Here is an 11,674-nt window from a genome sequence, read left to right as displayed (position 1 = left end):
AGACGGTCTACAAAATTGTAGTCGGTTACCTGGCGCTGCCCACGGACGGAACGCGCGTCGGGCGATGGGGGCGAACGGATCCCGCTCTCCCCTCGCCATCCTGGACACATCCGGCGGCACAGGCCGTTGCTGGAGCGCGGAAGGCGCGCGGCCGCCGGTCGGCGGTGGATCCGCGAGATCTCACCGTCACCATGGCCAACCGACGTCTCGGCCCACTCCAGCAGCCTGCCCCCGCGTCACCGCCCTGCGGGGGCACGGCTACCGCCTGAAACACCAGGAGGTAGTCAACGCTCCTCGGCGACCGCCTCCATAGGCGCCGCTTCCAGGGAGTCGGCCCGGCGGTGTCGTGATCCGATCATTCCGACGACTCCCGCGAGGAGAATCCCAAGGACGAGGCTGATGGGTCCGGTGCCCAATTGAAGTCCGTCCCCATAAGGGGCGGGTACGGAAAGCCAGTCCGCGACGGAGGCGCCCAGGGGGCGGGTGATGGTGTAGGCGAACCAGAATGCCAGGACTTCGTTGAGACGGAACCAGCGATAGCCGGCTGCCGGTATCAGAATGATCCCCAGGAAGACGAAGGACGAGGCCAAGGTGCCCAGCCCCAGGGTCACGGCCGCGAAATCGCCCGCGGCTGTTCCCAGGGCGAAGGTGCACAGGACGGTCAGCCAGTAGAACAGCTCACGCAGACGGTTGTTGATGCTATGCACGTCCAGGGTGCGTTGGGTCGCGTACCAGGCGGCGAAGACGCCGATCTGGACGGCCACCAGCATCAGCGTGGAGGCGTAGAGCGGCATCCCCAGATCCTTGTTCAGGAAATCCGCAGACATCGTCCCGAAGATGCTCACGGCCGTCACCGCGAGCCAGTAGACCCACGGGGTGTATTTGGTGGTGGCGAACTGCACGGCCAGGCACACGAGGAGCAGGCCGAGGCCCATGAGCATGGCCGCATGCTGTCCGATGTAGTCGTTGAAGAAGACGTAGTCCGAGAAGGACTCACCGAATCCAGTGGTGCAGAGTTTCGCGATCCAGAAGATGAGGGTGATCTCCGGCACCTTCATGGCCATGGTCGCTGGTCGTGTTCTCATATCGCGAAGCTAGAAGCGACCCCGGGACCGGCACATCCAACGATGGTGGTCACTTTCCGGCGGATGTAAGACCTTCGATTGACGCCCCCGGGACCGCCCGTCCGTAATGTCGGCGGGGTGAAGCACCTCCAGCCGGCGCACCGACTGTTCCGGGACCGCCCGCCGCTCTCCCTCGTACTGCTGCTCGGGCCGCCCGTCCTGTGCGCCGTCGCCGCGTCGCACGAGTTGCTCTACAACCGGTCCGGCGCACTGAACTGGGTGCTGGCGATCGCGGTGATCTGTCCCCTCGTGCTGCGCCGCCGGGCACCGGTCGTCGTGTTCTGGTTCTGCTGGGGCGTGGCAATGGCGACGTGGGCGCTCGACACGGTCTCGTTCTCCGAGTTCGCGGTGCTCGTCGCGCTGTACACCGTCGCCGCCCACCGCAGTCTGCGGCACTCGCTTACCGCCGCGGCGGCCGTCGAGCTCGGTGTCGTCCTGGTCGCGGTGCGGTTCGCGCCGGCCGGAAGCATCAACGACGCCTTCGTCATCCTCAGCGGGCTGGCCGCCGCGGCGTTCTTCCTCGGCACCACCGTGCGCGCCCAGCGCCGCTACCTCGCCTCCATCGAGGACCGCGCGCAACGCCTGGAACAGGAGCGAGCCCAGCAGGCGCAGCTCGCCGCGGCGGCCGAGCGCACCCGGATCGCGCGGGAGATGCACGACATCGTCGCCCACGGTCTGGTGGTCGTCGTCGCTCTCTCCGAGGCCGCTGCCGCGACCACGGCGACCGATCCCGAGGGCGCCCGCGGGAAGATGCTCCAGGCCGCGTCGACCGGCCGGCAGTCCCTCGCCGGAATGCGCCGCCTCCTCGGTGTCCTGCGGGCCGATGACGGTGGCGACCGGGCTCCTCAGCCCGACCTCGGCTCGCTCAAGGCCCTGGTGGACGAGACCCGCGGCACCGGCCTGGACGTCCGGCTGACCGAGACCGGCAGCCCGCAGACCCTGAGCGCGGAGGCACAGACGACGCTCTACCGGATCCTGCAGGAGTCGCTCACGAATGTCGTCAAGCACGCCCGGGACGCATCAAGAGTGGATGTCGTCCTGCACTGCGGCAGCGACCTGGTCGGCTTCGGTGTCACCGACGACGGCAGGCCCACCCCGAGTGGCGGCTCCGAAGAAAACGCCGGCAACGGGTTGACCGGGATGCGGGAACGGGTCGCGATGTTCGACGGCAGCCTCCGGGCGGGACCCACCGCGTCAGGGTGGGTCGTCTCGGGCGAGCTGAAGCTGGAGGAACCGCGATGACAGTCTCGGTCCTTCTCGCCGACGACCAGGCACTCATCCGCATGGCCTTCCGCAGCCTCCTCGACACGATGCCGGACATCACCGTCGTCGGCGAAGCCGCCAACGGACAGGAAGCGGTCGACCTCACGCGGCGCACGCGGCCGGACGTGGTGCTCATGGACGTACGCATGCCGGTCATGGACGGCATCGAAGCGACCCGGCGCATCACCTCCCACACAGCCTCCCGCGTCCTCATCCTCACCACCTTCGACCTCGACGAGTACGCCTTCGAGGGTCTCCGCGCCGGAGCCTGCGGATTCCTCCTCAAGGACGTCGTCCCGGCCGTGCTCCACGCGGCGATCCGGGCCGTGGCCTCCGGCGACGCCGTCCTCACCCCGCGCATCACCCGCGGTCTCGTCGACCGCTTCGCCCAGATCGCCCCGTGGCCCCGCGCAGACGACGCGGGCGCACTCTTCGCCCGACTGACGGCCCGCGAAAAGGACGTGTTCCACCTCATCGCCGCCGGCCTGTCGAACGCAGAGATCGCCGAACGTCTCTTCCTCACCGAGGCCACCGTCAAGACCCACATCACCCGCATCCTCACCAAACTGCAGCTCCGCGACCGGGTCCAGGTCGTGATCTTCGCCTACGAACACCAGCTGCGCACGCACGGCGGATAGCCTGAAGATTCGCCATTCTCGTGATCGGTTATCGGGCTGCGGGTGTCGTTGTGTGAGGTCGGCCGGTCGTCAGGGGCCGGCGGATGCGATGACCCCGCGTCCAGGCACGGGACGGGTAGACGCTCGTCCCGGCCTACGGCACTCAGTTACGGACTGCGAAGAGGCATCACTTGGGGGCAGACCCTGGTGGTGCGCCGAGTCGGTCTATCGACCTCACCCGCGATTGATCGAGGTGCGGCCGTGACATGACGAGGGCCGCTCGCGGCTGCGCCACCCGGGCATCGACGCCATGCCGACCACGACCGCACCCGGGCACCGCCTACGCCGCCTCGCTCACCGCATGGCTGGGCGCCGTGGGCAGCGTCGGCGAGACTGCGCAACGATTGACGATCCAGCCCGACGCCCTGAGGTACCGGCTACCCCGCGCCCGGGAGCTGTTCAGCCTGGCCCCACCCGGACGACCCGCTGTCACGCTGGCTTCAACTCCGCCTTGGACGACTGCCGTTGGAGCCAGCCACCGGAGTAGGTAAGCCGATCGCGGCCCCGAAGCGTTCAGGGGGTGTGAAGGAGTTGGAGTTCAACGAGTTCTACGAGGCCAATCGGGACGTCTGCCTACGGGCGGTGCTGGCCGGGGTGGGTGATCGGCAGTTGGCCGAGGACCTGGTCGCCGAGGCGTTCACCCGCGCCTGGACGTCGTGGCACGTGGTGCGCCGGCACCCCGCGCCCCGCGCCTGGGTGGTCCGGACCGCGTTCAACACCCGGGTGTCGTGGTGGCGCAGACGGCGGCGCGAGGTCGCCATCGACGTCGTCCCAGACACCCCGGAGGTCGCCACCGGTGACCGCGGTCCGGACACAGGGCTGGACCCCGACCTGCTCGCCGCGCTGCGCGGCCTGCCGGAGCGGCAGCGCGAGGTGATCGCGTTCCGGGTCTTCCTCGACCTCGACACCAAGGCCACGGCCGCGGCTCTGGGGATAGCACCCGGAACCGTCACCGCCCATCTGGCCCGGGCCGTAGCGACCCTGCGCGGCCACTTCGTGAGCACGGACAATCTGGAGGTCAGGCCATGAGCCTGCACAGCATGAACGAGGACACCATCGAGGCCGAGCAGGTACTGGGCGCCCTGCGGCAGTCCATGGACGGCGTCACCATGGACGCCCCGGTCGAGCGGATCGCCGCGGCAGGCCGGGCCCGGTCCCGGCGGCAGCGCCTCGCCAAGGTCTCCGTCGTCGCCGCGGCGGCGGCCGGGCTGGCGCTCGGCGTCAGCAGCTACGGCAATCCGGCGACCGCGCCGCCCGCTGCTGGGAACAGCACCGGGGCGGGTTCCGTGCACGTCCACACCGTCGCGTTCAGTGTGGACACCAAGACTGACGGCACGGTCCACGTCAGCTGGGACAAGGCGAAGTACTTCAGCGACCACGCCGGCCTCCAGGCTGCCCTGGCCAAGGCCGGGCTCCCGGTGATCATCAAGGTCGGCGAGTTCTGCCTGGGGCCCGGCGACGACGCGAGCCTGGACCACGGCCAGGGCCCCGGAGTCACGCAGGTCATGAAAGGCGAGCGGCAGAACAACGGCAGGGTCGACCTGGTGTTCACCCCCTCGGCGATGCCCGCGGGCAAGCAGCTCTTCATCGGCTACCTCAACGCCGCCCAGTTGGCGGCCAGCGGGGGCCGACCCGGCTCCGTCGAGCGCCTGGTCCCGACCGGCGTCACCCTGAACTGCACCACCCAGGCGCCGACGCACGACTGACGTCCGAACCCGCGAGTGATCTGTGGGTGACGAGTTCCGAGACGACCAGGACCACGGTGTCGGCGGCCTCGGCTGCGATCGGATGGTCGAGACCTCTGCGGAAGGCCCGGGTGAGTCTGGCGAAGTGGTGCTCCGAAAGGAAGCGGCCGACGTCGCCGACATGACCGAGGATCTCGGCCGCGAGCACCGTCCCGAGTCCGGCCAGGGAGGGCAACGTCGAGTTCAGGTCTGGCGCTCATACGCGGGCCACCTCCAGTCTCGTGCGTTACCTGAGTTCGACGGAGTAGCTGCTTCCGCCGAACTCCCATCCGTCGGAACCTGCGCCGATGTCCTGCTCGATGACGTCCTCGATGAAGCGGTCCTCGAACTCGTCGTCGGTGAGTTCGCCGGCAATCCAGAGTTCCTCGATCGCGTCCCAGCCACCCCGGCTCCCGTCGATCCGCAGGGGCGCGGCGTCGCGTGTTCCGCGTACGCGCTCGTCAGTGACAGTAGTGACGGAACCGCTGATCTCGTACTGGCCGTTTCTGACGTGGTCGGGGATCGGGTCGGCGGGGGCGATCGCGACGTTCTCGTAGGCGGTATGGATGAGGTCCCGGTAGCCGCGGCGGACGTTGTACTCGGGATCCGACAGCCACTTGAAGAGGGTGTCGGGCCGGACGTCGAGGCCGGCGGTTTCCAGGGCTTCGTATCCGCGCCGGGTTCCGGTGAGCTGGGAGAGCTGGGCGTGCCAGTACTTGGCGTTGTATGTCGACAGCCGGTGGCGGGGTGTGACCTGGGCGCGCAGGAGGTCGTTGAGGGCGGCGCCGAGGGATCCGCCGCGTCCGGTGGGCCCGGCCATCAGTCGTCACCCTCGGGGATCATCTCGCCCAGCTCGATGAACTTCGCCTTGACCTCGCCGAAGCCAGTCCCGATCCGGTACGTGTCCGGGGGCGTGCCGGGCGGCGTCCAGAAGACAGCCGCGTCGACGTTGCGCAGCGCGATGAGAACGTGGCCCGCCAGGACCGCGTTGAAGGCCGCGACCCAGTGACGGACGGACGCCTCGGCGGCCATGCTCATGCGCCAGTCCGGCCGCCAGAACGGGGAGCGCTGTTCCTGCCGCTTGGGCCACAGCAGACGCAGCGCGATCGACAGCCGTGTCTTGTACGTCTTGTAGGGGTCACCGCCGGCCTCGACGAGTTCGGAGCGTGCCTGCCGGGCAGCAGCGTAAAAGGGCTTGAACAGCGACTCGTTGGCCTTTCCGGTCCACGAGTCGTGGATCGCCGGCATGGCGGCGAGGTGGCCGTCGCGAACGAGCTTGACGAGCAGCTTGATGTGCGGGGTGGTGACCCACACACGGCCCTGGTCGTCGGGCCGATCGATGATCCGCCCCAGCGGGTGCGGCACGTCCGTGCGGGGCCACGCCGGGATGTCGATGAGGTAGATACCAGCGCTGGCCTTGTCGAACACCTCAAGGGGCCCGGTGTGCAGCAGCTTGTTCGGGGCCAGGGGGACGGCTGAACAGGCGGACGGGTAGGAGCCGTTGCGGTCGATCAGGCACATCACCCCCGCGCCGAAGGAATCGGGCACGTCGAGCTGGTCACGCCGGACCCGCTTCCTGTTCTCCCGGATGAAGGGCACGCGTGAGCTGGTGACATCGGGGTGGACCCAGCGGGGCTCGCCGTCCATGTGCTCACTGATCAGCGGCCACGGACCGCTCTCCCGCTCTTCAGCGCGGATGACTGGTGGCGGCTTCGGTGACCGTTACGCACATGTGCATCGGCCAGTCGCAGCCGTCCGCGCCCGGTTCACGATGCAGATGGCGGCACAGCGCGGCGAGTCGGTGGTGCGGTGGCAGGGCGTGCCGCGCTCGGCAGCCGTTGCACTGCAGCAGATGCCGGACGCCGCCGGTCAGGGCGAGGAATTCCTTACCCTGGCCTTCCGGCGTGTTGCAGCTGCCGCATAACGGCCCTTCTCCGAACTACGGGGTCGGCACGAGGGTGCGCGTTGGGTCAGGAGCGTCCCGGCTCCCGGTTGAGTTCGTGGTAGGCACGGAAGAAGAAGCGCAGGCCGTCGATCACTGCTCCGGACTGGATTTCCTGCAGGGTCCAGGGGTGGGCGGAGTAGTCGTCGATCGCCACGCCTCCGTGTTCAAGTAGCAGCGCGATCAGCTGGTGAACCTCTGCGGTGCCGTCGATCCGACCGGAGATGTCGATCTGCACTGCCCAGGTGGGGTGGAATCCGACGGCCCCGTCGAGGACCATCACGTGGTCGGGCTCCCAGTCAGAGAAGAGGCAGCCGTTCTGCTCATCGTCGACGTCGATGTAGAGGTTGCCGTCCACGGTCCAGGGATGGCGCTGCTGGTTCAGGTGTCGATCAAGTGCGGCGATGGTCTCAGCTCGCTCACCTGCGGGGAACACGAACACTGTGCGCATGGATTGGAGCCTAGGTGGTCCGTCTTCGAGGCGGCTACGAGTATTCAAGGCTGGTCCGGGGAGGTACGTCCGGCAATGTTGGCGAAGGTGGGCAGGCCCAGGTGAGTGACCGCGGGCTTGAGAGCAGCGTCGAGCTGAGACAGTTCGTCTTCGGCGCCGGCGAGGCTGATTCCCAGGCCTTCGACTTCGCCGAGCCAGCCCTCCCGCTGAGCTTCGGCGATCCTGTCGATCAGGTTGTCGCAGATCTCGGTCAGACGGTCTCGCTGGGAGGGTTCGGGGCGAAGGAGCGAACATCGGACGCAAGCTTCTCTGAACTATCGGTGGCGGGTGCGGATTACGTCTCGTCGGGGCCGATTACGGCGTTCAGCGCGCGCAGGGCGTCATCGTATTGACATCGGTCGAACTGGAACGGACCGAATGCCTTGTACTCGCGGGTCTTGCGATGGGGCTGCTCGAAGGAGTCCCAGATCACGAGGTCGGCTGTCGCGGTGATGAGGGCCATGAGGGGCCAGCATCCCCATTCGCCGCATTCACAACCGAGAACGGGTGTCTTCGGCCCCATCGCATTGGTGGACCGTCCGAGGAAGTGATCCTGCATCGGGCCGAACCGGAAGAACTCCGGGATCAGACCGCCGTAGGCATCGCCTGCGGGCTGCATCCCGGCCGCGATCTCGAACCCATCGATCAGCTCGGTGAGTGGTGCTCCGTCGATGCGGGGGACGATCACGAGCGGGCCGCCGTCGCCACGCTGCCGGCAGTCGAACCGGATGTCATTGCTGGTCATCCAGTGATTGTGCCAGCGAAGCCGTTCCCTCCACCTGGGTAAATTGAGCTGGGGCTATGCGTGGCATGCCGAGGTCGATCGCCGTACCGCCGGAAGTTTGTCGGTCCACCCGAGCCCAGGGCTCGTCTCCCCGGTCACCGGTTTCGGGGCGCCGACTGTACGGGCCGGCCGCCGCCTGGCTGCGGTCGCTCGCGGCTTGACCGCCAGCTGGATCCAACAGCTGAAATCCCGAGCGTCCATGCGTGTCGCTTGATCCCACGGCACCTTGACCGCGTGCAGGAACCGCCACCACCGCAGCAGGTCCAGGCCGTAGGAGCGGACGGTCGCCGCCGTCTTCCCAGCTGCGAGCAGCTCCTGGAAGAACACTGCGGCAGGGACCACGGCCGCGCCGTCGGCGTCGACGAGCCGGTAGGGCTCGTACCGGTCGCCGGTCTTCATCAGCCGACCCCACCGAGGAACGGTCAACCTCGACAGATTCCGCTCGGGCACACCATCGTTCATCACGACCGCAGACCGTACTGGGCGACAACCTCACCCGTGCCCTGAACTGCACCATCAACGTGGTTCGTTCAGTCAACGGGGCATTTTCATGCTGGCAAGGTGTCCCATAGGGCCGGTCGCAAGTACCGAGGGCGACCTTCCGGAGACTGAAGTGGTCACGGAAGTCGTGCCACTCAGTGTCGCTGGGCTCGCGATATTCTTCGCTGGGACGGTGCGTCCGGCGCTGGTCGACGAACTGCCGGTAGCGGCGGATGACCTCCTCGGGATAGACCGCGACGTAAGCCTGAGTCGTGTTGAGATCGAGATGCCCGAGCACCTTCGCGGCGATGTGGATCGGCAGGCCGCCGTTGACCGTCTCGGTCGAAAAGATTCTGCGGACATCGTGCGGCGTGAACCTCAGCGGTGCCCCGTCGACGATGCCGACCCGCAGCGCATGCTCGGTCAGGAGCTCGCGGACCCGGTCGGGCGAGATGACTTGTAGCCGGTGCTGGGAATGGCGCCGGAACAGGTGGCGGTCCCTGAGCGAGGCGTTCTGGGCTCTGGATCGGGCCATGGGTGGGCAGCGGCGTCCAACTCGGGTGCAGAAAAGGGTGGCCCGGCATCCGATCGGCGCCGGTCTCTGCGTCGCCGTTCCCTTCACGCTCTTCCTTTTGATGCTGTCGCGCGAGGAGGAGCCCGACGATCCCCTGTTCGCTGCGGTCTTAGGCCTACTCATCGGACTTGTCTTCAGCCTCACAGCCGTCTCGGAGCGGCGCCGACAGCGCAGGCTCAAGCGACTGGGGGTATGGGACGGATCCTGAGGACCGGGGCGGGGGGCGATCTCGTCGAACAGGTCGTCAACGAGTCTCGGCTAACGTCACGACATGATCTCCGATGCGTCGTTACCCGAGCATGAGCTCACAGCCACCAGCTCGACCGTGGTCTACCAGAACCGCTGGATGACCGTTCGCGAGGACAAGACGCTGCGCCACGACGGCGCAGAGGGCTTGTACGGCGTGGTGCACAAACCTGACTTCTCTTTGATCATTCCGTATGAAGACGGGGGCTACCACCTCGTCGAGCAGTACCGGTATCCGGTGAAGGCCCGCTATTGGGAGTTCCCCCAGGGCGCGTGGGAAGGCCGACCGAACGCAGACCCGCTGGACTTGGCGCGCGGTGAACTTGCGGAGGAGACGGGCCTCACCGCTCGAACGATGACGCCCCTGGGACACCTCTTCGAGGCCTACGGATACTGCGACCAGGGATTTCACGTCATTCTCGCCACGGATCTCACCCGTGGCGAACCCCACCTGGACGACGAAGAAGCCGGCTTGGTCAGTCGCTGGTTTTCTGAGGCGGAAGTGTGGCAGCTGATCGCCGAAGGCCGATTCAAGGACGCTCCGTCAGTAGCGGCCCTGGCACTCTTCCAGCACTACCGCAAGGACAGCGGCTGAGACCCAGCGGCAGCAAACAGCACCTCGATCGGTGTGCCGCGGGATCACCGCGCGGTCAACGCCATGACCTCACCAGGCGGGAGCGAACGCGCGATCTTGATCTCTCGTGATGGCTGGGTGACGACCTTACCGGTCGGTTCCGGAAGTCCTTCAGGGTTGCCTCCGGGGTCTCTGTCGTGTGTTGACAGTGGCGGTCGGTCAGCTCTCAGGTATGGCGAGGCAGAGGCTGCAGGCGCAGTCCAAGGCATCCTCCGGGCTGCCGGTGGGACAGGATTGTGTCTTCGTACTTGTCGCTGCTGGCGAACTAGAGGGCGAAGCCCCAGGTGCCGGCGCTACCGCCGTAACGCAGGTGCATCAGCCTGACGGCCTGTCCGTCGTGGTGGGGGCGGGGGCTATTCCCGAAGCAAGGCAAGGCAAAGGTGGTGCGGGTGCACTGGGCCCGCTTCGCTATTGTCACCGGCATGTCGAAGATACTGCGAGCCCTGGTGAGGGGCTTTTGGGTACTTGATCGCTACATGGGAGGTAATCGACCGCCAACCCGTTTCCAGCGCTTTGTCGGGCACCACCCCCTGGCCCCGGCTGTCGCAATCGGTTTGCTCTTCCTTGCACTGCTTGTTATGCCCTCTGGCACACAGGCCGTGGACATTGAAGTTGGGATCGCCGTCGGTGCTCTCCTCGGCCTGACGTACTACTTGGCGGCGATTTACGAGCGGGCTCGTCAGCGACGCCTGATTCGTCAAGGCATCTGGGAGCCCACCCCGCCGTCTGCGAACCCTCCCGAGCTGTAGCCGGACAAGCCTGGCAAGGCCATGCACGTCAGTGTCTTGAACGCGCACTCATTGCCTCGACGGCACGGGCCCGTCCCGCCCGTCCGCCATGGCGGATCGTGCGCAACCAGATCGTGCCCGACACCGTGCACGCAGACCCCGGCACCTCGATGACAAGCAAGAAGGTCTCCCAGCTGCTGGCCGATCTCGGGGTGACGTTCCGGAACCCACCGCTTAGTTAGGGCGCGTATCGGACGTACGCGGGGACGTCCACGATCCGTCGTCTCGCGTGCTGGTGGCATCCTTAGCCGGTGTTCTCATCCGATCATGTGGGCGCTGTGTTCTTCGATGTCGACGGGACCCTCGTCCCAGGTACGAGTTCGTCGGTTTTCCTGGCCGGCTTCCTTGGCCATCGGGACGAATTGGCCAAGGCCGAGGACGCCTACGCCTCCGGCGCCCTGGACAATCGGCAGGTTTCCGAGCTGGATGCCGCGGGTTGGGCGGGCATGTCCAAAGAACAAGTCTCTGGCTGGCTCGACGGGCTTCCCTTGGTCCCGGGCATCACGGAGACCGTGGCCTGGTGCTGGCGGAACAATTTGGTGCCCGTGCTGGCAACCCTCGCCTGGTCGCCGGTCGGCAGCTACCTGACCGACCGATTCGGCTTCCACGCGTTCAGCGGACCTCTGCTGGAGACCACGGACGGCCGGTTCACGGGCCGGGTCGCCCGTCACTTCGACGAGTACGACAAACGAGATTTCGCCCTCTCGCAGGCGCGAGAGTTGGGGTTGGCTCTCCGCTCGTGCGGAGCCGTCGGGGACAGCCGCTCCGATCTGCCCCTGTTCGCATCCGTCGGGTTGAGCGTGGCATTCAATGCCTCGGCGGGAGCGCGGGCTGCGGCGACCGCCGCGGTGGACGACAGCGACCTGCGCGGCGTGCTTCCCGTCCTGAGTCGCTTGGTCACGGCCACTCGGTGATGACTGCTACGAGGACGGTCGCCGCGTAGCCGAC

Annotated in this window: 13 protein-coding genes and 1 pseudogene; 7 read left to right on the top strand and 7 right to left on the bottom strand. The window is 67.1% G+C overall.

Annotated elements, in window-relative coordinates; translation table 11 throughout:
• Positions 1-284 precede the first annotated feature (284 nt).
• Entirely contained in the window at positions 285-1,085 is an 801-nt protein-coding gene (locus OG496_RS54590; protein ID WP_405976414.1) for a hypothetical protein, read from the bottom strand.
• 117 nt (positions 1,086-1,202) lie between these two features.
• Between OG496_RS54590 and OG496_RS54585 the strand changes: the two genes are divergently transcribed.
• From OG496_RS54585 to OG496_RS54565, 5 genes are all read left to right on the top strand, one after another.
• Positions 1,203-2,366 (top strand): sensor histidine kinase, encoded by a 1,164-nt coding sequence (locus OG496_RS54585; RefSeq protein WP_405976413.1) that lies wholly within the window; start codon positions 1,203-1,205, stop codon positions 2,364-2,366.
• Positions 2,363-3,025, top strand: a complete 663-nt coding sequence (locus OG496_RS54580) for a response regulator (protein ID WP_405976412.1) — start codon at positions 2,363-2,365, stop codon at positions 3,023-3,025. The genes OG496_RS54585 and OG496_RS54580 overlap by 4 nt, the downstream gene beginning before the upstream one ends.
• 245 nt (positions 3,026-3,270) lie before the next feature.
• Positions 3,271-3,555, top strand: a complete 285-nt coding sequence (locus OG496_RS54575; protein WP_405976411.1) for a helix-turn-helix domain-containing protein — start codon at positions 3,271-3,273, stop codon at positions 3,553-3,555.
• Positions 3,556-3,586: 31 nt separating this feature from the next.
• On the top strand, positions 3,587-4,093 hold the full coding sequence (locus tag OG496_RS54570; protein WP_405976410.1) for a sigma-70 family RNA polymerase sigma factor: 507 nt from the start codon (positions 3,587-3,589) through the stop codon (positions 4,091-4,093).
• Complete coding sequence (locus OG496_RS54565) at positions 4,090-4,770, top strand: hypothetical protein (protein WP_405976409.1); 681 nt, start codon at positions 4,090-4,092, stop codon at positions 4,768-4,770. The genes OG496_RS54570 and OG496_RS54565 overlap by 4 nt, the downstream gene beginning before the upstream one ends.
• Positions 4,771-5,035: 265 nt before the next feature.
• On the opposite strand, the gene OG496_RS54560 is transcribed toward OG496_RS54565, so the two are convergent.
• The 6 genes and pseudogenes from OG496_RS54560 to OG496_RS54535 form a co-directional block, all read right to left on the bottom strand.
• Positions 5,036-5,608, bottom strand: a complete 573-nt coding sequence (locus OG496_RS54560) for a hypothetical protein (protein ID WP_405976408.1) — start codon at positions 5,606-5,608, stop codon at positions 5,036-5,038.
• A complete protein-coding gene (locus tag OG496_RS54555; RefSeq protein ID WP_405976407.1) occupies positions 5,608-6,435 on the bottom strand; it encodes a hypothetical protein in 828 nt (275 codons plus the stop codon). Before OG496_RS54555 ends, OG496_RS54560 begins: the two co-directional genes overlap by 1 nt.
• A gap of 323 nt (positions 6,436-6,758) precedes the next feature.
• Positions 6,759-7,181, bottom strand: a complete 423-nt coding sequence (locus tag OG496_RS54550; protein ID WP_405976406.1) for a hypothetical protein — start codon at positions 7,179-7,181, stop codon at positions 6,759-6,761.
• 334 nt (positions 7,182-7,515) lie between these two features.
• Positions 7,516-7,965 (bottom strand): hypothetical protein, encoded by a 450-nt coding sequence (locus tag OG496_RS54545; protein ID WP_405976405.1) that lies wholly within the window; start codon positions 7,963-7,965, stop codon positions 7,516-7,518.
• A gap of 54 nt (positions 7,966-8,019) precedes the next feature.
• Positions 8,020-8,403: a site-specific integrase gene (locus tag OG496_RS54540; RefSeq protein ID WP_405976404.1), complete on the bottom strand. Its 384-nt coding sequence runs from the start codon at positions 8,401-8,403 to the stop codon at positions 8,020-8,022.
• Positions 8,404-8,785: 382 nt separating this feature from the next.
• A pseudogene (locus tag OG496_RS54535) lies at positions 8,786-9,019 on the bottom strand (hypothetical protein); the annotation flags it as partial.
• Positions 9,020-9,329: 310 nt separating this feature from the next.
• Between OG496_RS54535 and OG496_RS54530 the strand changes: the two are divergent.
• Together OG496_RS54530 and OG496_RS54525 are read left to right on the top strand one after the other, a co-directional pair.
• Positions 9,330-9,899, top strand: coding sequence for an NUDIX domain-containing protein (locus OG496_RS54530; protein ID WP_405976403.1), 570 nt, complete (start codon positions 9,330-9,332; stop codon positions 9,897-9,899).
• 1,105 nt (positions 9,900-11,004) lie between these two features.
• Positions 11,005-11,640, top strand: a complete 636-nt coding sequence (locus OG496_RS54525; RefSeq protein ID WP_405976402.1) for an HAD family hydrolase — start codon at positions 11,005-11,007, stop codon at positions 11,638-11,640.
• Positions 11,641-11,674: the final 34 nt, after the last annotated feature.

It is taken from the genome of Streptomyces sp. NBC_00988, assembly GCF_045162645.1.
Taxonomy (GTDB): domain Bacteria; phylum Actinomycetota; class Actinomycetes; order Streptomycetales; family Streptomycetaceae; genus Streptomyces.
This window is presented reverse-complemented; position numbering and strand designations above follow the sequence as displayed.